Source organism: Sneathiella sp., from assembly GCF_041689005.1.
Classification (GTDB): domain Bacteria; phylum Pseudomonadota; class Alphaproteobacteria; order Sneathiellales; family Sneathiellaceae; genus Sneathiella.
In genome coordinates, this window is record NZ_JBDNHC010000074.1 from 63,204 (window position 1) to 89,228 (window position 26,025).

At 51.1% G+C, this 26,025-nt stretch carries 25 protein-coding genes, 1 tRNA gene and 1 pseudogene; 12 read left to right on the top strand and 15 right to left on the bottom strand.

Features of this window, described 5'->3' with window-relative positions; genetic code table 11:
- Positions 1–130: 130 nt before the first annotated feature.
- Positions 131–1,414: a DUF2254 domain-containing protein gene (locus ACESNI_RS08910; protein ID WP_373086189.1), complete on the bottom strand. Its 1,284-nt coding sequence runs from the start codon at positions 1,412–1,414 to the stop codon at positions 131–133.
- A 652-nt stretch (positions 1,415–2,066) separates the two neighbouring features.
- Between ACESNI_RS08910 and ACESNI_RS08915 the strand changes: the two genes are divergently transcribed.
- Positions 2,067–2,426, top strand: a complete 360-nt coding sequence (locus ACESNI_RS08915; RefSeq protein ID WP_373086190.1) for a PRC-barrel domain-containing protein — start codon at positions 2,067–2,069, stop codon at positions 2,424–2,426.
- 96 nt (positions 2,427–2,522) lie between these two features.
- On the opposite strand, the pseudogene ACESNI_RS08920 reads toward ACESNI_RS08915, so the two are convergent.
- Positions 2,523–2,978 (bottom strand): annotated as a pseudogene (locus tag ACESNI_RS08920) (aminopeptidase P family protein); the annotation flags it as partial.
- A gap of 69 nt (positions 2,979–3,047) precedes the next feature.
- Between ACESNI_RS08920 and ACESNI_RS08925 the strand changes: the two are divergent.
- Complete coding sequence (locus ACESNI_RS08925; RefSeq protein WP_373086191.1) at positions 3,048–4,070, top strand: NADPH:quinone oxidoreductase family protein; 1,023 nt, start codon at positions 3,048–3,050, stop codon at positions 4,068–4,070.
- 10 nt (positions 4,071–4,080) lie between these two features.
- Here the strand turns inward: ACESNI_RS08925 and ACESNI_RS08930 are convergent, their stop codons facing one another.
- The 4 genes from ACESNI_RS08930 to ACESNI_RS08945 form a co-directional block, all read right to left on the bottom strand.
- Positions 4,081–5,157: a DUF748 domain-containing protein gene (locus tag ACESNI_RS08930; RefSeq protein WP_373086192.1), complete on the bottom strand. Its 1,077-nt coding sequence runs from the start codon at positions 5,155–5,157 to the stop codon at positions 4,081–4,083.
- 3 nt (positions 5,158–5,160) lie between these two features.
- On the bottom strand, positions 5,161–6,036 hold the full coding sequence (locus ACESNI_RS08935) for a YihY/virulence factor BrkB family protein (protein ID WP_373086193.1): 876 nt from the start codon (positions 6,034–6,036) through the stop codon (positions 5,161–5,163).
- A gap of 315 nt (positions 6,037–6,351) precedes the next feature.
- Positions 6,352–6,428, bottom strand: a tRNA-Val gene (locus ACESNI_RS08940).
- Positions 6,429–6,531: 103 nt separating this feature from the next.
- Positions 6,532–6,903 (bottom strand): response regulator, encoded by a 372-nt coding sequence (locus tag ACESNI_RS08945; protein ID WP_373086194.1) that lies wholly within the window; start codon positions 6,901–6,903, stop codon positions 6,532–6,534.
- Between the two features lie 128 nt (positions 6,904–7,031).
- Here ACESNI_RS08945 and ACESNI_RS08950 point away from each other — a divergent pair, with 128 nt between their 5' ends.
- Genes ACESNI_RS08950 through ACESNI_RS08960 form a run of 3 tightly spaced genes read left to right on the top strand, consistent with a single transcriptional unit; the run spans position 7,032 to position 9,173 of the window.
- Entirely contained in the window at positions 7,032–7,892 is an 861-nt protein-coding gene (locus ACESNI_RS08950; protein WP_373086195.1) for an N-formylglutamate amidohydrolase, read from the top strand.
- Positions 7,893–7,904: 12 nt separating this feature from the next.
- The gene (locus ACESNI_RS08955) at positions 7,905–8,423 is read left to right on the top strand and encodes an N-acetyltransferase family protein (protein ID WP_373086197.1); all 519 of its coding nucleotides are present in this window, start codon (positions 7,905–7,907) and stop codon (positions 8,421–8,423) included.
- Positions 8,424–8,468: 45 nt separating this feature from the next.
- A complete protein-coding gene (locus ACESNI_RS08960; RefSeq protein WP_373086198.1) occupies positions 8,469–9,173 on the top strand; it encodes a transglycosylase SLT domain-containing protein in 705 nt (234 codons plus the stop codon).
- Here ACESNI_RS08960 and ACESNI_RS08965 read toward each other — a convergent pair.
- Positions 9,168–10,241: a bifunctional transcriptional activator/DNA repair enzyme AdaA gene (locus tag ACESNI_RS08965; protein WP_373086199.1), complete on the bottom strand. Its 1,074-nt coding sequence runs from the start codon at positions 10,239–10,241 to the stop codon at positions 9,168–9,170. The genes ACESNI_RS08960 and ACESNI_RS08965 overlap by 6 nt on opposite strands.
- A 100-nt stretch (positions 10,242–10,341) precedes the next feature.
- Positions 10,342–10,608: a hypothetical protein gene (locus tag ACESNI_RS08970; RefSeq protein ID WP_373086200.1), complete on the bottom strand. Its 267-nt coding sequence runs from the start codon at positions 10,606–10,608 to the stop codon at positions 10,342–10,344.
- Between the two features lie 158 nt (positions 10,609–10,766).
- Between ACESNI_RS08970 and ACESNI_RS08975 the strand changes: the two genes are divergently transcribed.
- On the top strand, positions 10,767–11,618 hold the full coding sequence (locus tag ACESNI_RS08975) for a hypothetical protein (RefSeq protein ID WP_373086202.1): 852 nt from the start codon (positions 10,767–10,769) through the stop codon (positions 11,616–11,618).
- Here the strand turns inward: ACESNI_RS08975 and ACESNI_RS08980 are convergent.
- From ACESNI_RS08980 to ACESNI_RS08995, 4 genes are read right to left on the bottom strand one after another with little or no spacing between them, the layout of a single operon-like run.
- Entirely contained in the window at positions 11,595–12,824 is a 1,230-nt protein-coding gene (locus ACESNI_RS08980) for a CCA tRNA nucleotidyltransferase (protein WP_373086203.1), read from the bottom strand. The genes ACESNI_RS08975 and ACESNI_RS08980 overlap by 24 nt on opposite strands.
- A 6-nt stretch (positions 12,825–12,830) precedes the next feature.
- Positions 12,831–13,112 carry a DUF6111 family protein gene (locus ACESNI_RS08985; RefSeq protein ID WP_373086205.1) on the bottom strand — a complete coding sequence of 94 codons (282 nt, stop codon included), beginning with the start codon at positions 13,110–13,112 and terminating at the stop codon, positions 12,831–12,833.
- Entirely contained in the window at positions 13,109–13,762 is a 654-nt protein-coding gene (locus tag ACESNI_RS08990) for a CoA pyrophosphatase (protein WP_373086206.1), read from the bottom strand. The genes ACESNI_RS08985 and ACESNI_RS08990 overlap by 4 nt, the downstream gene beginning before the upstream one ends.
- A complete protein-coding gene (locus tag ACESNI_RS08995; protein ID WP_373086207.1) occupies positions 13,743–14,327 on the bottom strand; it encodes a DUF1285 domain-containing protein in 585 nt (194 codons plus the stop codon). The genes ACESNI_RS08990 and ACESNI_RS08995 overlap by 20 nt, the downstream gene beginning before the upstream one ends.
- 117 nt (positions 14,328–14,444) lie before the next feature.
- Here ACESNI_RS08995 and ACESNI_RS09000 point away from each other — a divergent pair, with 117 nt between their 5' ends.
- The 4 genes from ACESNI_RS09000 to ACESNI_RS09015 are packed head-to-tail and all read left to right on the top strand — an operon-like array spanning position 14,445 to position 21,197.
- Entirely contained in the window at positions 14,445–15,437 is a 993-nt protein-coding gene (locus ACESNI_RS09000; RefSeq protein WP_373086208.1) for an AAA family ATPase, read from the top strand.
- Positions 15,438–15,440: 3 nt separating this feature from the next.
- Positions 15,441–16,340, top strand: coding sequence for a DUF58 domain-containing protein (locus ACESNI_RS09005; RefSeq protein WP_373086209.1), 900 nt, complete (start codon positions 15,441–15,443; stop codon positions 16,338–16,340).
- Positions 16,341–16,344: 4 nt separating this feature from the next.
- A complete protein-coding gene (locus tag ACESNI_RS09010; RefSeq protein ID WP_373086210.1) occupies positions 16,345–19,110 on the top strand; it encodes a DUF4159 domain-containing protein in 2,766 nt (921 codons plus the stop codon).
- Complete coding sequence (locus ACESNI_RS09015) at positions 19,107–21,197, top strand: hypothetical protein (protein ID WP_373086211.1); 2,091 nt, start codon at positions 19,107–19,109, stop codon at positions 21,195–21,197. The genes ACESNI_RS09010 and ACESNI_RS09015 overlap by 4 nt, the downstream gene beginning before the upstream one ends.
- Here the strand turns inward: ACESNI_RS09015 and ACESNI_RS09020 are convergent.
- Positions 21,171–21,749, bottom strand: coding sequence for a GNAT family N-acetyltransferase (locus tag ACESNI_RS09020; RefSeq protein WP_373086212.1), 579 nt, complete (start codon positions 21,747–21,749; stop codon positions 21,171–21,173). The two genes, ACESNI_RS09015 and ACESNI_RS09020, sit on opposite strands and share 27 nt — an antisense overlap.
- A 288-nt stretch (positions 21,750–22,037) precedes the next feature.
- Between ACESNI_RS09020 and ACESNI_RS09025 the strand changes: the two genes are divergently transcribed.
- Positions 22,038–22,649 carry a flavin reductase family protein gene (locus ACESNI_RS09025; RefSeq protein WP_373086213.1) on the top strand — a complete coding sequence of 204 codons (612 nt, stop codon included), beginning with the start codon at positions 22,038–22,040 and terminating at the stop codon, positions 22,647–22,649.
- A gap of 32 nt (positions 22,650–22,681) precedes the next feature.
- On the opposite strand, the gene ACESNI_RS09030 is transcribed toward ACESNI_RS09025, so the two are convergent.
- On the bottom strand, positions 22,682–23,368 hold the full coding sequence (locus ACESNI_RS09030; RefSeq protein ID WP_373086214.1) for a DUF1194 domain-containing protein: 687 nt from the start codon (positions 23,366–23,368) through the stop codon (positions 22,682–22,684).
- Positions 23,369–23,535: 167 nt separating this feature from the next.
- Between ACESNI_RS09030 and ACESNI_RS09035 the strand changes: the two genes are divergently transcribed.
- On the top strand, positions 23,536–25,542 hold the full coding sequence (locus ACESNI_RS09035; RefSeq protein WP_373086215.1) for an AsmA family protein: 2,007 nt from the start codon (positions 23,536–23,538) through the stop codon (positions 25,540–25,542).
- 64 nt (positions 25,543–25,606) lie between these two features.
- Here the strand turns inward: ACESNI_RS09035 and ACESNI_RS09040 are convergent, their stop codons facing one another.
- On the bottom strand, positions 25,607–26,005 hold the full coding sequence (locus tag ACESNI_RS09040) for a rhodanese-like domain-containing protein (protein ID WP_373086216.1): 399 nt from the start codon (positions 26,003–26,005) through the stop codon (positions 25,607–25,609).
- Between the last annotated feature and the right edge of the window lie 20 nt (positions 26,006–26,025).

Genomic DNA, 26,025 nt, shown 5'->3' on the forward strand with positions numbered 1-26,025 from the left:
TTTACAGCCTTGTCGGTCAAATCTTAGCCGGCATTTAAAGAATGTCATATCTTTAAGCAACAAAGTATAACAATGCGAGATACGCTCTCACCAAAGAGGAGGCTGACCAGACGGCTCCCATCTCATCGACTTATTCCTTGTCTTGTTTGTTGTTTTTCTTACGAATATTCATTGGCAGATTTTTCGCAACACTATCGATATCCTCGTCCAGATATCCCGCTTTTTCGAGTTCCCGGATAAGCAGTGTTCCATGATTTTCAATTTGCTTACGCATATTTTCACCCCCTGCATTATGAATACGCACGTATGCCCGGGCAAGGCATTGGGCCATCAGAATATCCTGGGCAGCGGCTCGACGTAAGGGATGAAATGCCTGATTAACGAGACGTTCAACAGATGTCTCCGGCATAATCAGGCGGATTTTCCCGTCTTCATCCTTTGCCGAAGATGAAGACACTCGACCGCGCGCAACGGCCTCGGACAATGCATTTGAAAGACTATCGACAGTCGCCATCCCCGTAAATGTATCGTTGACGCCGGGGGACAGCGCGCGAAGGGCTATTTCAATCAAAAGATTGATCGAAAATTCGATTGGGCTATCCTCTGAGCGTGAAGGCTGTATTGAAATGAGATCCTGAATTGAGGAGACGGTGTCCTCATCGAGGTCTTCCGTTGCCTCAATTAACAATTCATCCTTCAGTGTATATATCCCCAGCTGCGCACGAAGGCTCAGAGTCAGTCCCTTCTCTTTTGCAATTTCAACGAGTTTGTCTTTTTCAAGAACGTTCACATATCCAGACTTTTGCGCTTTTATTTCAAAACAAAATTCGCCGATGCCGTACTCATCATCTTTCCCATTCTTGTCATCAGAGTGGCTATAGCGCGCTTCAATCGCGGTTTTCAGTCGATCTGTGATATCAGCTATTTCATCGTCAATTGTGACACTTTTGGAGACGTGGCGAACGAAAAAAATCAACTGCATCACACACAGGATTGCCAGCAGTCCTGAACCAATGACCGTAAATTTTTGTACAAAGTCTTGCTCAACAAACAACAGGGCGAGCAATGCATATAGAAAAGTACCGCCGAATATCCCGGCAGTAACCTGGTTCACAATATCCGATGTAAACCGCTTTAACATGCGTGGGCCGATATTGCCGGCAGCCAAGGTGAACACCTCAAGGACGAGTGAGTAAGTGAGTGTCAGTGCAGACATCGCCCCGCCCGCAACAATGGAGAGCATCATTCGGGCACTTTCCGCTTCAAATAGCACGGAGAAGGAATAAGCGGACTCTTTTGTCAGTTGCATTTCGGCGTAAACAATAATCGGTGATAATAATCCGATGGATAAGGCGATAGCGGCAGGAACCGTCTGAAGAATGACAAAGGGCCTGCGAAGGGACGTAAGGTTCATAAATATATGCCTTTATTATGTTTTTCGGGTATCGCGTACGAAGGCACCTCTTTTGCAAATTAGGTCACCAGATCCATATTTCCGTAAAGTTGCATAGTTAAAATATAGAGAGACGAACAGCATAAGTTCAAAATTTGTTTTCCACAATAAACAGCGCCTTTTAAAGCCTATTATCCATTAGTGACAACTGGAGATTTTACGGCTCCACATGATTATTGGAAAGGACATATCTGCATGCGAGCATTCCGTCCCGGAGGAGTTCAAATTGACAATACGGAGAAACCAGACCGAATTATGATCGATTACCTCCGGAATGATTTTGTCACGGCCGCGGCGATGGACGATTGCGGTCGCGCCAGAGCCAGCGTGCCAGTCGCCGTACAATTGGATTGTACGGAATTGGCCTGATTGAAATCTACTAACTATTTTTCTCTTCAGGGGGTTTTAAAACGGGAGCCAAAAATCCCGCCTCTTTTCCTATCCCGAAGTTAGACAGAGCCTGACGAAATCCATCCTGACTGAATTTTGAAAGGCGCAAATAATCGTCATTTTGGGTGATTAAATATGGTCAAGCGGGTTTTGCCCAAGGAACTTAACAGCGTATCCGGCGTTTTTATATATACATACCACCCTCAAAATCAGGAGAAAGATTATGCTGCCCAATACCACTATTCTGTCGGCGTCAAGCCTCAACGGCGATGATGTAAAAAACAATCAGGGCGAAACCCTCGGCGAAGTCAAGGATATCATGATTGATACGGAAAATGGCCAGGTTCAATATTATGTATTGTCTTTTGGAGGTTTTCTCGGCATGGGCGATAAACTGTTCGCCGTCCCGCCGCAGGCGATCAATGTCGACACCGAAAGAAAATGTCTGGTTTTTGACATCGACAAGGACCGTTTGGAAAATGCTCCGGGGTTTGACAAGGATAATTGGCCGAATATGGCCGATGAAAGCTTCCGTAACGAGGTGTATGGCCATTACGGCTATGAATACCGTCGCAGCGCATAGGTCCCCAACAAACTAAAAGCAGCCCGGAGCCCGCAACGGCGGCTCACTCCGGGCTATTTTTCAAAAGTTCTGACGGCTGACTTGTGCGGCTCGAAATCAGGAGTGAGAAAGCAGGTTCTCCTCAAACGGAAAATCTGAAAGACACTCAATCCCTTGTTCGGCAATCAGCACCTGCTGTTCCAGCTTCACGCCATAGTTGCCGCGTTCTTCGCCGATATAGCTTTTTACACATAGGGTCATTCCGGGCTTGATCTCACCGTCATACCCTGCCGCTGGAAAGTCTCGGTGTTGATAGAGATAGGGATACTCACCGGTCATCCCGCATCCATGGGCCGACAGGTAATAACGATTAATATAATACCTGCCTGGAATGAAATGTCCGGGAAAAGTCGAATAATGGCCGTGGCATCCGACGACATCCGTATCGAACGCAACCAGCTCATTTTCCCCGATGACATTATGGGAAGTTTCCTGAAACCACGCGTTTGTCCACTGTCCCGCATTCAGCAAGCGCGTTTCACAGTAATCGCCATTCTGTTCAATCACTGACTTGTCGTGAATGCGCAGCATATTATACTAGCGCCGGTGATTTAAATTGGATGAGAACAGGGAATTTTGTTTATGCGTGCCATTGTTGTTCGAGAGTTTGGTCCTTATCGAGAAAAAGCAAAGCTCGAAACCCTGCCGATCCCGGAACCCGGACCGGGCGAAGTTGTGGTTCGCAACAAGGCGAGTGGTGTCAGTTTCGGAATGTCCCTGACAATCGCTGGTAAATATCAACGGAAGCCGCCCCTGCCCTTTGTCCCGGCGACCGAAGCCGCGGGCATTGTCCATAGTATAGGGGCGGGCGTTACCCGGGTATCGCGGGGAGATCATGTAATGTGCAACATCGATAGCGGCGGAAGCGCGGGCTTTAACCTGACCCGGGATATCTGCTGTCATATAATATCAAAGGATATGGATTTCTCCGTCGCCGCGATGATTGTCCTCTCCTACGCGACTTCCTATGGCGCCTTGCATCGCCGCGCGCAATTAAAAAAGGGAGAAACGGTTCTGGTACATGGCGCCGCCGGGGCCGTCGGCACGGCAGCCGTTGAGATTGCAAAGGCCGCGGGCGCAAAAGTAATTGCCGTCGCGGGTGGAAAACATCACTGCGAGACAGCGCTGCGCCATGGCGCCGATCATGTCATTGACCACCGGGAGGAAAATTTTCGCGATCGTGTCATGGAACTCACGGATAAGCGTGGAGTTGACATCGTATATGACAGTATCGGCGGCGAGGTTACGCACCAGTCCATTCGCGCTATGGCTTGGGAAGGCCGCCTGCTTACCATCGGTTATGCCTGCGGCACCATTCCAGAGATACCGGCGAATTTATTGCTGCTTAAAAATATTTCGGTCATGGGATTCAACCTCGGACATTTCTTTGGCTGGTCCCCGGGCGGCACCCGCGATCAATATGTGGAGATAGTAGACGAGATTCTCGGCGGCGTTCTCGACCTTCATTCCAACGGAAAAATAAATCCGGAAATTGGCGCAAGCTATCCATTGTCGCAATTCAACGACGCGCTCGATGCGGTTATTCAGCGTAAAGTAGACGGAAAATGCGTGATTACGATGAGCGACGCGGATTATGGGGAATAACTCCGGACCGCTAATTCTTGTTAGCCTCTTCCTTTTTGACGGCATCCATGAAATTGATTGTTCCGTCTTCATTTTTAGTAAAGGCCTGACCGAAGGCATTCGAAAAAATACTCAAGAAAGCCGACCATAGATCCTGATCCGGATTATCCAGTTTTCCCTCAATCGGGATGCGCAGCGCAAACTGATCTTTCGGCTGGTTCTGAAACAGCTCCACAAATACAGAGGCGACCGATTGCCATAAGGCATTAAACGGATTGTCATTTTTTTCTGTACTTGCAACCGAAACATTTGTGGCGACAAGCTTGACGTAGCCCGTGACATTGCTGTCCGCTGCCGCAAGTTCCCCAAAGATGCCAATTGTTCCCCGCTCAAAATCCAATGCGGCATAGGCACGGGCATAATCATTGAACGCCGACAGATTTGCATCCCGCAACTCCAGGTCCATGTCGAAATCGGGGGTTTTCTTGAATACATTCATGCGCCCATCTATCTTAAGCTTTCCTTTGCCGATGGAGTTTCCGGAAATGTTAAACTGGGACGGCAACGGGCTGTTCTCCTCCGTCACATTGCGTAGGTTCGTGACCTTGGCCTCGATATCCTTGATAAAAAGATTAACATTTGGCTCGGCTGTGTAATCAATATAGGAAAGTTTGCCGCCATGCAGGGTCAAACGGTTGATATCGAAGGGCGACAGCTTGTCAACCAAATCAGCCCACCCGGCCCCTTTACCGGTCTGGGTTTTGGAGAAATTGAGATCCGCTTTATAAATATCGATCTCGGCGACAATCGCACCGTTTAAAAGGGCATCCCATTCAACCGAGAGATCGATCTTCTCCGAAGCGACAAACGGCTTTTCCAATCCCCCTTCATTCTTGTGAATGTTAAGACCGTAAATTTGATAGGCGCCGCGCCACAGATGAATATCGATATCTTCTACGCCTCCGCCATATTCTTCCAGCCCGGCAATTTGCTCGTTCACATAATCCTTAAGCCAATAGGGCAAATAGAGACGTCCGGCGACAGCAATTACGAGGAGCGCCAGGACAACGCCAAGGGTGATATAAGATTTCCGGTGACGCATGGTCATTTTTCAGGCCTCTCTCGATTTCTTTTTTGCAATTTTGGTTGGCTTTATTTTTTGCCCCACCGCGGCTTCCGAGCAGGTCCTCGAGAATTCCGCGCCGATCAGTAAAATCATGCAGGAATACGAAACCCATAACATAAGCAGGACAACCGACCCGGCGGCGCCAAAACTTGATTGAGGCTGAGCGATCTCGAAATAATAGTTAAGGGTATGTTCGCCGATGGTGAAAAGGACGGCAGATAAAATACCGCCGAAAAATGCCGCGCGCAAAGGTACCTGCGCATCGGGCAGAATTTTAAAAATCAGCGTAAAAAGAACGGCGATGATCAGAAATGAAAAGGCGCTGCTTAGAATGAAAAGTCCGTCCGCCAAATCAGGTGACAGCTGCACCGAAATCCACTCCCCAAAAACCGTCATGGCGGTTGTCAGAGACAAAGAAATGAGCAAGAGAAACCCTATTATCAGAATGACGCCGAAAGAAATGAGACGGGTTTTCAGGAAGGCGAACCACCCGGCTGACTTTTTAAGTTCTACTTCCCAGATACGATTGAGCGATCTTTGCAATTGCGCGAATAAGCCGGTAGCGCCAAAGGCAAGCGTCAATGTCCCAATGATCATCGCCCAGAAATCACGATCGCCCTGCTGGGTTTCACGAACGATTTGATCGATGCTGCTGGCGGTATTTGCACCCAGTAAACTTCTAATATGACCAAGAATCTCCTCTTCGACGCGCTGTTGATCGAAAAAGAGTGCCGCGAAGGCCATAATAATAATCAATAATCCGGGCAGCGAAAACACGGCATAATAGGCGGCGGCGGCGCTTTGAGTGGACGGATCATCGGCAAGCCAGTTCTTGAAAGCCTTGATCAAATTTTCAAACATTCTCTGTCCCTTAAATCGCCTGATATCAATACTCCGAGATTAAGACAAATTATGCGCGATTAGTAAAAGCTCCGGAAGAACCAGATTAAATCGAAAAAAGTTTGTGCTCCACGGCCGCACGAACTTAGCATTTTCGAACGCATAAATGTCATGACTGGGTGGCGTGCGGCGTCTGAGACATCCGCCTATGCACAACACAAACGCTGAAAGCGGGAATCAGTTCCAGATAGCGTGATCAGGGTGTAGTTCATTGAAAAAACCATTGCGGACCGATCTCTCGCTCAGGATAGTTTTTGCTTATTAGTATCTTGGGAATGGTGGGCGTAACAAGATTCGAACTTGTGACCTCTGCGATGTCAACACAGCGCTCTAACCAACTGAGCTATACGCCCCGTATGCGTTCTCAGACGACAGGAGTTGGCGACTTATAATCTGCAGATGGGCCCATTGCAAGCCCTATCTGGATGCCGGTTGTGAAAGAGCGGACCGGCCGCCTCAAGAGGCAGCCTTATCCATCAACGCGGCATTTACAGCTTCAACAAGGGAATTCAAATGAAACGGTTTGGAAAGAACCTTGCTGATCCCGGCCACCGTTTCCATTGCTTCCAGGGCGACGGCAGAAAATCCAGTGATAAAGATGACCGGTAAGCCCGGAATTTTTTCCCGCGCATGCCGTGCAAGCTCAATACCGTTCATGCCCGGCATTACGAGATCGGAGATAAGCAAATCGACCTGTCCCCCACCAATTGCCGGCAATGCATCCTCCCCATCGCTGAATGCAAGAACTTCATGACCCGCATTTTCAAGACTCCGCGCCAGAAACGGCCGCAAATTTTCATCATCTTCCGCGAGCAAAATACAAGCCATACTAAAAAAACCACGCAAATGTCATTCCGATATTTATATGTAATAAGTTATATTATTATAAAGCGGCTGGCAAAGCAGGTTAGGGCTTTGCAGTTCTTTTTTCGATATGCGCGGAAAGCCATTAGGAAATGTCGGTATTTGCAAACCCTGTTAAAGTGATCTTGCCAAAGGAATGGCGCATTCCCTTTGTTTATTCCTCCCCACATAGTGGCCGTAACTACCCAACAGAATTCATCGCAAGCTCGATGCTGAATTTTTCCAAATTACGCCAGTCGGAAGACTTTCTTGTCGACGAGCTTTTTGCCGGCGTACCGGCCTCCGGGGCACCTTTGTTATGCGCCGAATTTCCACGGGCATATTGTGATGTCAATCGGGAGGCATTCGAGCTTGACCCGCATATGTATTCAACCCCTCTTCCCGATTATGTCGTTACCGTCAGCCCAAGGCTTGCCTCCGGGATCGGCACCATTCCGAAAGTTGTTGGCGCCGGTCAGGAGATCTATTCGGAGAAGCTCGATTTTCAGGAAGTACAGACCCGTATCAACGAATGCTATTTTCCCTACCATCATGCGCTGCGGCAACTGTTGGAGGAAGGCTTAAAGCGATTTGGCTACATTTACCTTCTGGACTGCCATTCGATGCCATCGGCGAAAACGCGGTCGGCGCCGGATAACCGCAGACCAGATATAATCTTGGGGAATCGTTACGGAACGTCTTGTGCTCCCGGCCTGTTTTCATCAGCTCTTGCGCGGTTGCAGTCCTTTGGATATCAAACTGGACAGAATACGCCCTATGCCGGTGGCTTCATTACGACCCATTATGGCAAACCGGAAAAAAATATTCATGCGTTGCAGATTGAGATCAACAGGAACCTGTATATGAACCAGAAGACTCTCACCCCAACGGCCGGTTTCGTCAAATTACAGGAAGATATCAGTAAGTTCACGCAGGATATGGGGCGGTATGACAGTTCGCTGCTAAGTGCTTAGCCGATGGAAATAATGGCTCAGACCTTCCAAATCCGCCCGTCAACGTCGCAGGATATTCACTCAATTACTGAAATTTACCGGATCAATGTGGTGTCAGGTCTCGGTACATTTGAAATCGATCCCCCCGATACCCGTGAAATGACTGCCCGAAGAAATTATATACTGGAGCAGCAACTCCCTTATCTCGTCGCAGAGCAGCAGGACGGGGCAATTCTAGGGTTTGCCTATGCCGGTTTATATCGTCCCCGTCCCGCTTACAGCAATACCGTCGAAGATTCTGTTTACGTTGGCGCAAATGCCCAATCACAGGGTGTCGGTAAGGCCCTTCTATCCCGTCTCATCCAGAACTGCCGGGAAGCAGGAAAGAAGCAGATGGTTGCCGTTATCGGTGATTCGGCAAACCGCCAATCGATTGCCCTGCACCGATCTCTCGGTTTCCGTCTCGTCGGCATCCTTGAGAGTGTCGGCTATAAACATGAGCAGTGGGTTGACACGGTTATCATGCAAAAAGCGCTCGATATCGACGAATAGTCAAACTGGCGCGGAAGTTGCTTCTTGTGTTGCAGGAGGCATATTATGCGTAGTTTGGTTGGAACCTTAATTTTACTATTTATCTGGATCGGAGCGTCCCCGGCAATCGCCGTGCCGTTTTCGCCGAAAGCCGCAGACCGTAAAGGAATCTGCCACGAGGCCGTTGCCGCGGCCGAAACGAAATACCGACTGCCAAAACGACTGCTGACAGCCCTCTCCCTCACGGAATCCGGACGCTGGCAAGCAGAAAGCAAGGAAATGATTGCCTGGCCGTGGACGGTCTATGCCGAGGGGAAAGGGCGATATCTGCCGAGCAAATCGGCGGCAATCGACGAAGTGAAAATGTTGCAGGCCAAGGGCGTCACCAATATCGACGTTGGCTGCATGCAGATTAATCTCCACTATCACCCGGAAGCTTTCGATGATCTCGGCGCTGCCCTGGACCCCGGAAAAAACACACAATACGCAGCCGAACTGTTAAAAAAATTGCGGGACGAGAGCCGATCCTGGAATATTGCGATCGCCCATTATCATTCCCGTACCAAAGAGTTCAATGTTCCGTATCGACAGAAAGTTCTCAAAATCTGGCAAAAAGAACGGCGTAAAGACACCGATGCCCGCATGGCCACCGCCCGGGAGGAATACCGGAAACGGCGTGAGAAACTACAGGAACGCATAGAGGAGGCAAGCAAGCGCCGATTTACGCAAGCCGCCGCCAAAAAGCAACTCGCAAACGCAGATCCATCATAAAGGCTGCTTGGCGGTAGTTTCTTCCCATGCCCGCAACACTTCCTTACGGTCAAGCCCCCAGCGATATCCATGCAGCTTTCCGTCACTGCCAATTACCCGGTGACAGGGCACGACGAGGGATACGGGGTTGGTGGCACAGGCCCGTCCAACCGCCCGTGCGGATTTGGGCTGTCCCATATCTTGCGCAATTTCTCGATACGTCTTTGTCGCACCCGGCGCGATCTTAAGAAGTTCCTGCCAGACCCGTCGTTGAAAGGCTGTGCCATACATATCAAGAGGAATATCCGGCAAGGTCCGCGAGGACCGCTCCAGGAATTTAACAATATCCCGGGACCAGTCCTGCAACCTGCCAACGTCAGGCGCGACCTCGGCGAGGGGAAACTCGGTGTGGAGTTCCCCCAGAAGCACATCGCGATCATCTCCAAAATAAACAGCGCAGACACCCTGCCGCGTGCCCGCCACCAGCATCTGTCCGAGGAAACAATCCGCAAACGCGTAGGCAATTTCCGCCCCTGCCCCACCGCGCGCGTAGGACGCGGGTGACATCCCAAGTCGCTCCCGTGATTTTTCATAAAGCCGACTGGAGGAGCCGAAGCCAACGCCATAGGCCGCGCTCGTAATGCTTTCCCCCGCCTGTACATTCTTTTTAAAAGCCGCGAGCCGTATGTTGTCATAATAAACACTTGGCGTAACCCCGAGCACCTTCTTGAAACTGCGGGAAAGGTGATCCTCGCTATAGCCGGTTTGTTCGGCGAGCCAGGAAACGGAAAGCTTTTCATCAGAGTGATCACGGAAATGCTGGGCAATCAGCCCGCATATTTGCCGCGTCAGCGAAATTTTCGGATCAGCGACCGAGACCAGATCCGGTCGGCAGCGAAGGCAGGGACGATATCCTTCAGCCGCCGCCTGTTCCGGGACGTCATACAGCACAATATTTTCCGGTTTGGGATTTCGTGACGGACAGGAAGGTCGGCAAAAGATACCTGTCGTCTTTACCGCATAAACAAACAGGCCATCCTGAGCGGTATCACGGCGCATTATTGCAGTCAATTTTGTGTCATGGTCCATTTTCGTGCTCCATCTTAATGTTCCTTAACACACAATTTAAGAAAGACGCGCCACTCTGCCTATCCGCATTCCGCGGTGATATCCAGAAATTCTTGCAGCCTTATGTCGAGGTCTCCTCAAGTTTCGGCCCCGGTTCTTTTTTATCAATTTTCGGCTGTTTCCGGCGAATGATTATGTCACCGTTTTCGTTCATTTCCGGGGCTTCATATTGCGGGATGGACTTAATAAATACTCCAAGAGCGTTCATAAGCTTTGAAATGCCCTCAACCGCTAGTTCTTCCGGTGAGCTTTCATTCGATTGGGCAAATGCTGGACTGGACATAATTGTTATGGCCAGAAAGACCGGCACCCATATGATCTGTTTCATTCCTGCTATCCTCAATTTCTGCGGCAGCCCTTTTCGGGTCCGGCATTTTCAGCCCCCTAGAATTGGTCATTATCCAAGTCTGTACCACGGGTTCAATATAGCATAAATATATAGTCCTTGCCGCCCAACGCGAAAGGGGGAACGTCATTTTTAGTCTGGTGATCATTGTTGACTGGTCCGCCACCGCAACGCCGGGCCCTGCGGCGCCATCGGCTGATCGATGCTGGATCGCCTGGTCCACTGAAAACACCTCACCGGAAGCCGAATATTTCAGAACCCGCAGAGACTGCATCGCCAGAATTTTCAATCTTCTCGACGGTCGAACAGGTCCCGCCTTCGTCGGGTTTGATTTTCCTTTCGGCTACCCGGTCGGCAGCGGCCTTGGCGGGGGCCGCCACGCGGCGGATAGGATTGCCTCCAAACTTGTGTCGGAGTCCAATGACCGGAACAACCGCTTTGACGTGGCCGTGACCCTAAACATTGGGATATCAGCACATCCGGGACCCTTCTGGGGCTGTCCGCCACGTTTTGACAGTCCTGATCTCACGTTAAAAAAGCCGCCCTTCCGGCATGAAAACTTTAACGAATGGCGGACCGTAGAACGATATCTGCGCAGCCAAAAATATCAAATCATGAATGTGTGGCAGTTAATGGGCGCCGGCTGTGTGGGCAGCCAAACTCTCACCGGTCTGAAAGCCCTTGACGATATAGCCCGCCATCCCGCCTTCATAGACGCTGTAAAATTCTGGCCTTTTGAAACCGACTGGGATCTGCATCTGGAGGGGATCATTCTCACGGAAATCTGGCCCAGTCTGCATGACTTGAGTTCTTATGATCACCCTATCAAAGACGCGCGTCAGGTCCTGGCCTGCCGAGACTGGATTATCGACCATAATCGCAACGGGACCTTACGTCAGCTTTTCGCCGCTCCCAACTGGCTTACGCCCGCCGAGAATAAAATATGCCGCGAGGAAGAAGGATGGATTTTAGGGGTCGGCAGACCTGGATAAGCACAACTCCAGCAATTCAGGTTTTGTCAGCTTAAAGCCCGACGACACCCAGCATTTTTCGATTTTCTTTAAGAGCCGCCCCATGTCTTCACCTTCGGCAATCCCGAGATCCAGAAGATCATGGCCCGTTACCGGCAATTGTGGAGCCCGCCAAGTCTCGGCTTGCCTGAGATAGTCACTCATGTCCATATCGCTGGCAAGCTTCGCCCAGAGCAGAATAGTCTGATCGATAAAGGCCTGACGTCCCAAATGATAAAGCGAGATGTCACGCTCTGTTGCCGATAGATCCGGCGTTAAGTCATTCCCACAAGCTGCCATAAGCCGCTTTTTAAACCTGTTGGGTAATTTCAGCTTGTCCGCCACCGCGATTGCGGCCTCTGCGTCCGCCCCCATCAGGGCCGCAAAGCGTTGCAAGGTATTGGACCTGATCGGCAGGGATAAAAGCGTGGTCACTGACGAAAGATCGAACGATCGGCCAAAGACCGCCGCAAGGACGCCAGTTTTTTGCATCAGATCAAGCGATCTGACAGGATTAGTCGTGGCAAGAAGCAACAATAATTCCTTTTGTATCCTCTCCGCCGAGAGGCTTCCGAGATGTTTAGCGGCATTCCGGCAGGCGATGAGCGCGTCCTTCTCGGGATTGGCATCATCGAAACGGGCAACGAACCGGAAATACCGGAGGACGCGTAATCTGTCTTCCGCAATCCGGTCATCAGCCCGCCCGATAAATCGAACATGTCCCGTCTCTAAATCCGGGAGACCATCCATCGGGTCGAACAGCTCCCCCAACGGATCGAGATACAGGGCGTTGAAAGTAAAGTCGCGTCGTTCTGCGTCCTGTTCCCAATCTTCTGTAAAGACCACATCTGCATGGCGGCCATCTGTACCTGCATCAACCCGCAAGGTCGTAATCTCGAAGGTCCGCTTACCGATCACAGCCGTAATGGTCCCGTGATCTCGCCCCGTCGGAAGGGCGTTGATACCAGACGCCTTCAGTCGTTCCACAACGGTATCCGGCAGAAGATCCGTCGCGATATCTATATCCTCGGTCGGTAGCCCAATGAGGGCGTCCCGAACGCACCCCCCAACAAACCTTGCTGTGCCGCCGTTTCCCGTGAGAGCCTCAATGATGGCCGCGGTTTCACGCCAGAGTCGCCAGGCGGGAGGAAATTTTACAATGTCGATAAATGTCCGGCGTTCCGCCATTGAGAATTATTCTTTTCTTTCAACGGGCACGACTTGCGAATCAATTACTTTGCCGTCTTCAAATCGCGGCGGCACGTATACGGTCCCCTGCCTTGGATCACCGCTCAACATGCCGAGAGCGATAAGGCTGATGGCCATTAGCATCAGGCCGCTTACGGTCGCGATTGCAATGGAGTTCCTACCCCACGACTTGGATCCACCGGCCCTTGCATCGAAATACAGATATACACCATAAATAACAAACGGCAGGAGCAGCAGAATGACATGAAAGAGAATTCCTCTAATCATTTGATTATAATCCGTTCCGACAAATCTTTAATCATTCCGGCTGTTGCCCCCCAAATATAATAATTTCCAAACGGTATTGCATACCAGTGCCGCTCAATTCCATTGTGAAATCCACTATGCTTTTTCCGGTTCCTTTCATCGAGGAGAAAATCAAGCGGCACCTCGAAAATCTCGGAGACTTCGCCCACTTCCGGAACCAGTGTAAAGCTCGGTTTCACTAACCCGACGACGGGTGTCACGGAATAACGCGTCACGGTAACATATGTACTCAGCGAGCCCACAACCTCAACAAGGCCTGGGTCAAGGGCGATTTCTTCCAAAGACTCGCGCAACGCCGTTGCAACAGCCGATCCATCCCCTGCATCTGCACGTCCGCCGGGAAAGCTTATCTGTCCCGCATGTTTGGCAAGATGAGTTGCCCGCCGGGTAAAAATGACACTTAAACCCCCCTCGCGCACAACAATCGGGACCAGAACCGCGGCGGCGGTATATATCTCGCCCTGAAGCGGCGCGCTGGCCGGGTTAAGATCATGATCTCCCCTGAACTCTCGTTCCAGTTCATGTCCCGGTAATAATTTGTCGGGAATGGGCCCCAGGACACCGCGCAACCTTTCCGCCAGGCCCTGCTTTTCACTTTTCAAATATGTCATCCACTAATCCAAGTTCAAAAAACACGCCGCTGCTCCAAAACCCGAACCGCTTCTCCCCGTCTTTCGTTTCCTCTCCAGCAAGATTTACAAGATCATAATAGACTGATCTCGCAATTAGGGCTTCCAAATTGCTTCGCACCAGCACATAGGGAGAGGGTTCCTTGGATTCTGGATCAATTTCGAGCCGGAAAGGATGGTCAGCATCCATGATCACGAAATCGTCAACATTGGTTCGAAAGCTCAATATCTGATCCCGGCCTTCGCCCTCTCGAAACATCTCCACAGCCTGAAAAGGGGCGTCATCAACCGTTATTCCAATTTTTTCTACCGGCGTGACAAGGTAGTATCTACCATCAGAGTCGAACCGGATAACCCCGGAAAACAGCTTTACCAGCCGTTTTCTGCCAATGGGAGACCCGAGATAATACCAGGTCCCATCCCGTGCGATACGTATATCCAATTCACCGCAATTTTCCGGGTGCCATAGATGCACCGGCGGATGTTTCTGCCCTTCGATCTGTTTGAGGATTGCACTCAGGCTATCTCCTGTTTCTTTCTCTGTCATAATTTTGGCCTTAATCACATTTATTTTGTTATTATATTTAGGATATTCATCGTTGGCTACCATGTCAGTGCGAGGAGATTATCTGTTTTTCACTCTCAAAAATAGGGCCGCATAAAAATGACAGGCAGTACTGAGCAGCAAATCTTGAGACGGGTCGACACCTTGTCCGGTAAATTGTCTGACTTAAAATCCGGGATTGGAAAGTTTATTTTTGGGCAGGAAGAAATTCTTGAACTGACCCTTATAACACTTTTGGCGCGCGGACATGCCTTGTTAATTGGCGTACCGGGACTTGCAAAAACACGGTTGGTGGAAACGCTGGGCGGCGTGCTTGGTCTTGATGATAAAAGGGTGCAGTTTACGCCCGATTTAATGCCTGCAGATATATTAGGCTCGGAAATTCTGGAAACGACAGCAGAAGGCACGCGATATTTTAAGTTCCTGAAGGGTCCTATTTTTGCCCAGCTGCTGATGGCGGACGAAATTAACCGGGCCAGCCCAAGGACACAGTCGGCCCTGTTGCAGGCAATGCAGGAGGAGTTTGTCACCGTTGCCGGTGAAACTTATGCCCTGCCAAAACCATTTCACGTTCTCGCCACCCAAAATCCCATAGAACAGGAGGGAACCTATCCACTGCCGGAAGCGCAGCTTGACCGATTTCTGATGCAAATCAACGTTGGTTATCCTGATCGGGAGACTGAGAGACGCATCTTGCTGGAAACGACAGGAAATGACGACATTCGTCCCGTCCAGATTCTCTCACCAGAGGATTTGATCGATGCACAGCATTTGGTGAGGGAAATTCCCGTGAGCGATCCGGTCATCGATGCCATCCTTAACCTCGTGCGCGAAGGACGCCCGGGGGAAAGCCGAAACGAGATTGTGAATAACTATGTTTCCTGGGGTCCCGGACCTCGGGCTAGTCAGGCCCTTATTTTGGCAGCTCGGGCACGGGCACTGCTGCAAAACAGGTTAAGCCCGTCAATTGATGATATAATCTTTCTGGCGAAACCAGTGCTCCAGCATAGAATGGCGCTTTCCTATGCCGCAAGGGCGGAAAACATCACCATGGACAATGTCATAGACTCACTTATTGCGCCCCTGGAGTAGCGGATGTGGAAGCCCCGCAGTTCCCACGCCCGAAAACTGGAAGAAAAAACAGAGGCGGAGAAGCTCGCATATATGCTGCCGTCCCTGATTCTGGCGGCGGAGCATCTGGTTCATTCTTTCGATATGGGCGTCCATGGCCGCCGCCGTGCTGGTACCGGTGAGGATTTCTGGCAATTCAAGCAATATGGTCCGGACGATGCGGCCACCAATATTGACTGGCGGCAAAGCGCAAAACGCGATCATGTATATATTCGTCAAAAAGAGCAGGAAACGGCTGAAACAGTCTGGCTCTGGACAGACACATCGCCGACCATGGATTACAGTTCGGACGAGTCTTTCACCTCAAAGCTTTCATGTGCCACTATTCTGACGTTAGCCACGGCGCTTTTGTTATCGAAAAGTGGAGAAAAATTCGGCCTTCTCGGGCAATACGAGAAAGCAGCGACCGGGCCTGTTACCTTCAACAGATTTGCGCAACGTCTCGGCGAGACTGCAGTGCCTCGCTTTGCCGGTTTAACCGCAACGGAGCGCCTTTCCAGTAAATCAACCATTCTTCTTATAAGTGATTTCCTGTCGCCGATTGAGGATATTACCGGCGTCGTACGACAGTTTGTTGACCTAGGATGCAACGGCTTTCTATTTCATATTGCGGATCCGGCCGAAGTGGATCTACCGTTTCAGGGACGCACAAAATTTGAAGGGTTGATGCAAGAGGAAAACCTTACGCTGGGCCGCGTTGAAACTATTCGTCAGGATTATCAGGATCTTTTTCAAGCCCATAAAAACCGGCTTATATCGTTTGCCTCCAGTGTTTCCTGGGAATACAGTTTTCACCGGACCGATAGCGCCGTCAGTGAGGCTCTTGCCAAGATTTATACGGCTCTATGTGTGAAGGGAGCTTGATCGCATGGCGCTTTTGACCTCCCTGTCATTTCTCTATCCCTGGGTCTTAACGGCACTTTTGACGTTACCCGTTATATGGTGGTTATTGCGCCTTATCCCACCACAACCGAAAACGGTTATTTTTCCGGCCATCCGGTTCCTGTACCAGCTTAAAAAGGAAGAGCAGACAACGGCAACAACGCCATGGTGGCTGTTATTGCTGCGTCTGCTTCTGGCGGCGATAATCATCATTTCAGTATCCGGGCCTGGCTTGAACTTTACGGCGGAAAGTGAACAAGACGGCCCTCTTGTCGTTATTGTCGATGACGGCTGGACAGCGGCGGAAACATGGGAGAGCCTGAAGGCCACTCTTAGCAAAATCCTCACCGAAACAGCCCGCAATGAACGGCAGATATATATCGTAACAACGGCTGGCTCGGCGCAGAATTCAGCGTCGCAATTAACGCCCCTGCCGGACCGGGAAGCACTCGGCATGGCCGCATCCCTCGCGCCCAAGTCTTGGCCCTCTGATCATAGTCAGCTGCTTAAATTACTGCCACAAATTGAAACACTTGATAACCCTGAGTTTGTCTGGCTTTCGGGTGGCCTCATACAGGAGCAGGATGAGCCGGACCTCAACAGCTTTTTTACCGCTATTGCCAAAAAGGGCCCAGTTACAATTTTTCAGGCGCAAACGGTAATCGCACCGCCGATCATCGGCATTCCGAAAATTATGGGCGAAACACTGGTCGTTCCTCTGACGCTTGCTACGGGCGTTCCCGCGTTTGCAGGCAACCTAACCGCGTTGGCGGCATCAGGGCAAATCCTTGCCTCCGCCCCCGTGGATTTTAATTCTGAGACAGAGCCCCTGAATGTTACGCTTGATGTCCCTAACAAGGTCCGAAATGAAATTGCCCGATTGACCATTGCCGGGACACGCAACGCCGCCGCTACTTTTCTGCTCGACCAACGCTGGCAACGGCGCCAGATCGGTCTTGTCAGCAGTGATTTCACCAAAAATGCGCAGCCGCTTTTGAATGAAAACCATTATCTGACAGAGGCGCTTTCCCCGTTTTACGACATCGAACGCGGCACTCTGGAAGACCTGGCAGGCAGTGATGTTTTGTTGATCGCACTTGGAGATACTGCCAATCTGCCGGAGGGTCTGGAAAAATCGCTCACAGGCTGGATCGAGAAAGGCGGAATTCTTATCCGGTTCGCCGGGCCCAAACTTGCCAATTCAGATACGACCCTTGTTCCGGTCGAGCTTCGTTCCGGCAATCGCAGCCTGCAAGGGGCGATGTCATGGAACCGCCCTGCCCGGCTTGGCCCTATACCGCCCGGCAGCCCCTTTTCGTCACTCACCGTGCCCGAAGATGTCAGGGTTAGAACCCAGATTCTCGCCAATCCCACGCCTGACCTCCTTGGCAAAACATGGGCGCAGCTTGCGGACGGAACACCGTTGGTTACTGCTGCGAAGCAGGGCCGCGGCTGGCTTGTTCTTTTTCATACAACGGCAACACCGGACTGGTCAAACCTGTCGCTGTCCGGATTTTTTGTCGAGATGTTGCGGGACATAGGAAATTTGGGCCAGTTCAGTGCGGAGAATACCTCCTTTAAACGGACTTTACCTCCTTTTCAGCTCCTTGATGGTTTTGGCAAACTGACCACTGATGTTGGCATTGCCAAGCCGATTGCCACGGATACAGTCGCGGATATGACTTTGGATGCCGACCATCCGCCCGGACTTTACGGAGATAAAAAATACGGAATTACCGTCAATATTGGGCAATTCGACACTCCCTACTCGATTGTCGATCCTCAATCCTATCCCGCAACCGTTCGAACCTTTGACACAGCACGCCCATTTAACCTTGCTGTCCCCCTGCTGATCATTGCGTTGATCTTGATACTGGCTGACCAGCTGATATCTCTGTTTCTGCAAGGAAAACTTCCTCTTTTATCCCGTGTAACAGGGGCCCTCCTGATCGGGGCGCTCGTCAGCCTGACAATGTTTAGTACAGCAAACCGGGTACAGGCGCAGACCATCAACGGATCGTCTGAGGAAAAAATCCTTGCCGCCACTCTGGATACCCGCCTTGGATATATCGTGACCCACGATCAGGCAACGGATGCCATGAGCCGGGCTGGACTCACCGGGCTCAGCCAGCAACTCTTAAAGCGTACTTCAATTGAGGCGAAGGAACCTCTCTCCGTTGATATCGAGCAGGACGAATTGATATTCTATCCATTAATATACTGGCCGATCACCGTTGATTTGCCGCCCTTATCTGAACAGGCCGTGCTCAAGCTGGATGATTATTTCAACGGCGGCGGAACAATCCTGTTCGATACCAGAAACCAGAATAGTGCCGGTTTTGGTCGCGATCTCTCCGGCAGCCCCGAAAATATTCGTCTCCGTCAACTGCTCGCTCGGCTCGACATACCAAGGGTCCAACCGGTCCCGGTTGATCACGTCGTCACGCGATCCTTTTATTTAATGCAGACGTTCCCCGGGCGATATGCGGGCGGCGAACTCTGGATTGAAGACACGACAGATAGTCAGGGAAACGATGGTGTCGCCTCCATTTTAATCGGAAGTAACGACTGGGCCGCCGCTTGGGCCATCGGCGAGAACGGCAATCCGATTGCAGCAACCATTCCCGCGGACCCGCGCCAGCGTGAGCTTGCCTATCGCTTCGGCATTAATCTGGTGATGTATACATTGACCGGCAACTACAAGGCGGATCAGGTTCATATTCCGGCCATTCTGGAAAGACTTGGTCAATGACTTCCGACAGTTTTGTTCACCAAATTGATTTTAGCCCCTATCTGCCAATCGCATGGTTGGGTGGATTGGCAGCCATATCCGCTGTTGTCATTTTATTTGCAAGCTGGAGGCAGGGTCGCGGGGTTTGGTGGCGCGCCGGACTTCTTGCATTACTGTTATTATTCCTCGCAAACCCTGTCCTACTTACGGAAAATAGGCGTTTTCTTGACGATGTCGCGCTGATTATTCTTGATGAAAGCAACAGCCAGAAAATCGGCGAGCGGCTGACGACAGCGACAACTGCCTTTACCGAAATCAAGTCACAGTTGGAGACAATCGAAAATCTTAAAATCGAAACAGCTGTGATTAAAAACCGGGTTACCCAGCTTTCCGATGAAGACGATGGCAGCTACGCCTTCGCGGCGCGGCAGGAGGCGCTTAAAAACATACCGCCGGAACGGGTTGCCGCGACGATCATCATAACCGATGGCCAGTTACATGACCTCCCCGCGACGTCGGACATTGTTAAGCAAGAGGGTCCCATCCATTTCCTTCTCACCGGCGAGAAGAATGAAAAGGATCGCGTCCTTCAGGTCGTCAAGGCGCCGACATTTGGGATCGTCAATCAACCTCTCGAACTGGTTGTGAAAATCGAGGATTTCGGACTGGATGATCCTGTGCAATCTGCGCGCCTGACCGTCAAGCTGGATGGCGAGATCATCAGTTCAACGCCCGTAACCATAGGTACAGAGCAAAAAGTAGAGGTTACACTTCCCCATGGTGGGGCAAATTTCGTGGAAGTCGGCGTCGAACCATTGATGGGGGAACTTACAGAAAAGAATAATACCGCCTATATCACGGTCAACGGTATACGCGACAAATTGCAGGTTCTGCTGGTGTCTGGGGAACCCCATATGGGCGAGAGAGGCTGGCGCAACATTTTGAAATCCGACCCGTCTGTTAATCTTGTCCATTTTACAATCCTGCGTCCGCCTGAGAAGCAGGATGGAACCCCGATTTCCGAACTTTCGCTGATCCCGTTTCCCATCCGCGACCTGTTCGAGAAAAAGCTGAGTGATTTTGACCTGATTATATTCGACAGGTATCGGCGCCGAGGTGTTTTACCCTCCAGCTACTTAAGAAACATTGCCGCCTATGTAAAGAACGGAGGCGCTCTTCTGGAGGCGGCGGGCCCGGCGTTCGCAACGCCTCTTAGCCTGTATCAGACCCCGCTGTCGGAAATTTTGCCGGGCCGACCCACCGGCTATGTCTTCACCGAGGGATATGTGCCGACGGTCAGCGACCTCGGCAAACGCCATCCTGTTACCGGGTTGCTGAAGGCCACGACCGACGGCAATAAAAAATGGGGCCGGTGGTTTCGAATGATCGAGGCGGAAGCTGATGGTGGAGAGACGCTGATGACAGGGCCGAGCAACCAGCCGCTGCTTATTCTTGAACGGCAGGAAAAAGGCCGGGTGGCACAGTTGTTATCAGATCATGCCTGGCTTTGGGGTCGTGGCTTTGAAGGCGGCGGACCGCAGGCGGAACTTCTTCGCCGCGTTTCTCATTGGCTGATGCAGGAGCCGGAACTCGAGGAAGAGCAACTCAAAGCCGTCGTGGAAGGAAGCAATCTAGAGATTTCCCGGCGCTCCCTTGATGCGGCTCCGGTGACCGTCACCGTAACCGATCCCGACGGCAATATCAGCCGCGTGGCGCTCACGCCCGGTGAGAATGGCGCACAAACCGGTACGGTTCCACTCCTCACCAATGGATTGCATGTCCTGGATGACGGCCACCGGAAAGCCCTTGTTGCTGTTGGTGCGCTCAATCCGAAGGAGCTTCATAATATCCGGGCAAGCGCTGGGAAAATTGCGCCGGTCGCAAAAATGACGGGCGGTGGCATTCGCTGGCTTCGCGCGGAGGGGCTGCCTGATTTCCGGCGAACAAACCCCGACAATAGCCAGTCGTCAAAATATTGGTTTGGCCTCCGCGCCAACGAAAATTACGAGGTGACAGGCTACAACAGGCAGACGATGATTCCGCCCGTGCTGGCCCTCATCCTCGCCCTCGCTTTCCTCGGTCTAGGCTGGTGGCGCGAAGGCCGCTAATCTAGTAATCAGCTGTTCGGTTTCCGATAAATCCGCGTTCCGTCCGGCAGTCATATCTGGCATTGAGCCGCCAGCGATCACACCAGATACATTCCTCAACGCGCCCTGTTCACATTCTTTCACCAGAAACCGCCGATCCTCAACCGGACCGGGCAGTTGCAGTCCCTTTGGGGAAGCGGCATCAAATCCGAACTGGCCGTAATATTCCGGATCTCCGACAAGAACGATGATCTTGTGGCCGAGTTCAATAGCAATTTGCAGCGACTGTCGAATGAGAGAGATCCCGAGTCCCTGCCCCTGAAGGGTTGGCTCCACCGCTATCGGACCGAGTAACAATGCCGGGGACATATCGCCAATTGTAATCGGCCAGTAGCGAATGGTGGCCACCAGTTTATCTCCATCGCGGATGACAAAGCTTAATTCCGGCAACGAGTGGATATTTTCACGAATTTTATAGGCTGTCTTTGTGAATCTTTCGGGTCCAAAGCATTCATCAAGCAAGGGCTCGATAAGGGCGGCATCTTCTGGCCGCTCGTGAATAATTTGAGGCATGACGGGTATCCATTTTTATCATCGGGTGAACAAGAAGCCTCTTGAAGAGCCCGATACCGTCACAAAAAATCTGGTGAAAAGACGATGGGCGACCTTAAGCGGCGGTGCAGGAAACTGCACTGGCCCGTCGTCGTCCTATGTATCTTTGGTATGTCATAACGCCGAAATATCACATGGGCGCCCTCAAGGAAAGAAAATAAATTGCCGCTTGCGCAAGTAAAATTCGCGGGATAGGTTCAAAACTTGAAACGGGCGCAATATCGTTTTTAAACACCGGAGATTTACCCCTTGTTTTATAAACCCTCAGAACCTCACGGCCTTAGACACGGTCCGTTTAGAGCGCTCGTCGGCCCGCGCCCGATTGGCTGGATCAGCAGTCTCGATGAAGAAGGTGCCGTTAATCTGGCACCGTTCAGTTTTTTCAACGCCATGTCTGAAAGTCCGCCAACTGTCGCCTTGGGTTTCAGTAGCCGTAAGGAGGGCGGCGCCAAGGATACTCTTTACAATATCGAACGGACGAAAGAGTTTGTCTGCAATATGGTAACCTACGACATCCGCGATGGCATGAACGCAACTTCCGAGATAACCGCGCGATCTGTCGACGAATTCGAGCTGGCCAAGCTGACACCGACACCGTCAACATTAGTCAAGCCGCCGCGCGTCAAGGAAAGCCCTGCGCATCTGGAATGTGTATATCTGCAATCGATCACGCTACCGTCGAATGATCCTGAAAACCCCAATACCATGCTTCTGGGACAGGTTGTCGGCATTCATATCAGTGACGACATTATCACCGATGGCATGGTTGATATGACGAAATACCAGCCGTTGGCGCGCCTCGGATACATGGATTACTGCTATGTCGATAATTTCTTTTCGATGCAGCGTCCGGGAAGCTGAAGCTGGCATTTTTATTTCGCTGAGACCAGGACTTAAACCCCTTGCCAGTTCCCCCGGATTTCCTTCGCCAGTTTTTCGGCCATTGCCTCTGCGAAGTCCTCATACCCTTGGGCAACCAGGGTAAAGGCGCCAAAACCGCCAATTACATGTTCTCGATAATAAGTCTCAAGTCCCGGTTCATCATTCAGGATAGGGAGGCCGTTGATAACAATCCCGCGACTGACAACGCGGTTTCTTGACGCCTCCGGCGGAGGTCCGACAGAAACCGATCCATCCCCAGATATATCAATTACCTGGCGAATGGATATATTTGAATCCCTCGCAAACAACAGGGAGGCATGATCTAGCGCGCCGGCAATGTTCGTACCGCCGTAAGGGAACGCACGGGGCACCTGATCCAGACGGTCGGCGAAGGCATGAGCATCTTCCGGGCTTGCAATAAGCTGCCAATCAACAATCGTCTTCTGCTCTCCCACCCCGGCCCAATGGGTGGCCGCAACGCTTATCCGCCCGCGCGGGCTGGCCTGTATTGCATCGATCACAAGGTCGTCCCGAAAGGCGTTGGCAATTCCGCGCATTTGCAGGTTATATTCATCCCAATTGACGCTCGATGAAACATCAATTGCCAGAACCAGTTGCATATCGACCTCTGCCGCGAAACTATTCCGCCCATTGGCAGTGACAAAAAGCAGGATTAGCGTTAACCGCAACCATTTCATTGGACATCCTGTGTGTGAAAGGAAAAAATGAGGCTGAATTCCAGTTTTATCCATCATATCGGCAGAATTGTGGCAGGATGGTTTCCGAGTTTTCCTGTTCTAAATTCAAATTTATGACATTATTGATTTAGAAACTGGACATGACTGGATATGCAGGAGCACGGAATATGAAAAAAGCTATCATAGCTATCGCGGTTCTATTGGTGATTATAGTGGCGGTCGTCATCGCCCTCCCCTTCGTAATCCCGACCGAGCGCGTAAAGCAGGAGTTAATCTCCGCGACCAATGACGCAACGGGACGGCAGCTCACGATCAATGGTGATTTAGGCCTTTCCTTTTTCCCGACGCTCGGCCTTTCAACGTCAAATGTTTCGTTTTCAAACGCCGATAAGGCACAAAACCCGGAAATGGTAACTGTTGACAGTATGGTGATCAAACTCGACCTGCTCCCGCTCCTGAGTGGCAATGTACAGGTCGATGAATTTGTCCTGACCAAGCCCGTCATCCATCTGGAAGTTGACGACCTGGGCAAGGGTAACTGGGTATTTGAAAATGCAAATCCCGATAAAGCAAAGAAAACAGAGGAGAAGGCAGAATCCTCCGGCGGTGTGAACCTCGGAATATCAGACCTGAACCTCGGTGATGTCCGTGTTGTTGATGGTACAGTTAGTTTCACGAACAAAAAGGCGGGTACCAATATTGTCCTGAATGACGTCAATCTGCAACTCTCACTGCTCGGATTAAACCAGCCTTTTGACGCGAAAGGCAGTGCCGTCTGGAACAACGAAGAAACGGAACTCGAAATAAATGTCGGCTCCCCGCAGGCCGTTCTCGACAATAAAGAAACAACAACAACAGTAAATATATCCTCAAAGAATTTGAACGTAACCTACGGCGGAACAATCAACTCACTGGAGCCTCTGGCGCTTGGCGGGGATACAGTCATCGATATTCCTTCCGTGCGCGAACTCGCGGCCTGGGTCGGAACGCCGCTTAAAGCGGAAGGAAGCGGTTTTAGCCCCCTCAAGATTAGCGGAAAGGTAGGCGCTAAGGGACCAAAATACAGCTTTACAAATGCCAGCATCGGCTTTGACAAAATTTCAGGCGTCGGAGACGTCACCATTGATGTCGGCGGGAAAGTTCCCGATATTGTTGGCCAGCTCGCCCTGAAAACCTTGGACCTCAACCCCTATTTACCCGCCTCAAAAGAGGAAGGTGACGGCGAGACCAAGCAGCCAGAGGCCAAAAAAACCGGTGAAAAATGGGACACGACACCGATTGACCTCGCCGGCCTGAAATCAGTAAATGCAAAATTTGATCTTTCTGTTGAGGAAATACTTGCACAAAAGATTAAAATTGGCCGGAGCGCCCTTCAGGCAACCCTGAAAAACGGCGTACTTGACTTGGCTCTCAACGAACTCAACCTCTATGAGGGCACCGGCAAGGGAACAATCCATGTTGATGCCCAAAACCCGGCCTTGAAAATCACCAATAACCTGACAATCGAAAATATTCAGCTAAAACCGCTGCTGACGGATGCCTCCGATTTTACCAAGCTTGAAGGCAAGGGCATGTTTCAGGCCGATCTCACGACCACCGGAAAATCTCAGGCGGACCTAGTCAGCGCATTGAACGGAAATGGCCAGATTCTGTTTGAAGACGGATCAATTTCCGGAATTAACCTTGCCGCTATGGCGCGCAATCTCGCAAGTGCTTTCACCGAAAGCAAGGAAGCCCAAAAAACAGATTTTGCAGAAATATCAGGAACCTTCACAATCAAGAACGGTATTCTTACCAATGATGACCTGAAATTGTTAAATCCATTTATCCGCCTGAATGGCGCCGGCACCGTTCAACTACCACCAAAAACCCTCAATTACCGGATCGAGCCGAAACTCGTCGCAACCACCAAAGGTCAGGGCGGCGAAACCGAGAGCGGTGTCGCGGTTCCCATCGTGGTTTCTGGCCCTTGGGATAATCTTACATATGCCCCAGACCTTGCCGGTGCTCTCAAAAATGTCGCTAACCCCGAAGGCGTTAAAAAGCTGCTTGAAGGGGTCAAGGGCTCCGGTGACGGAGCAAAAGGGACTCTCAAGGATCTGAAGGAAGGCGACAAGGGCGCGGTCAGGGGTCTGCTGGACTCAGCCGGGAGCCTGTTCAAGAAGAAAAATTAGGAAACTTCTGTGGCCATGACGCAGGCACGTTTTCCTGCGTCATGCGCCGCCCTACCACCCACGTTCAGGATTTGCGGGCCGGCCGCGCCTCAATAGGGGCGCCAGCCTCTTTCCAGGCCCCAAACCCGCCCTCGATGTGACAGACGTTCTCAAGCCCCATATCCTGCACGGTTTTTGTCGCGAGGGCTGAACGCCAGCCGGCCGCGCAGAAAAGGACAAACCGGTTTCCGTTGGCAAATAAATCCCGGTGGTAAGGGCTTTCCGGATCGACCCAGAACTCCAGCATTCCCCGCGGCGCGTGTACCGCGCCCGGCACTTGGCCATCACGTTCCAGTTCGCGGATATCACGGATATCAATAAAGGTGACACTGTCCTTGCCGTACAGATCCTGTGCCTCTTCGATTGATAAAGTTTCGATCTGGCTAGTGGCCTCGTCGACGAGTTGTTTGACAGATTTTTTCATTTTTCTTTCTCCTCGCGGCT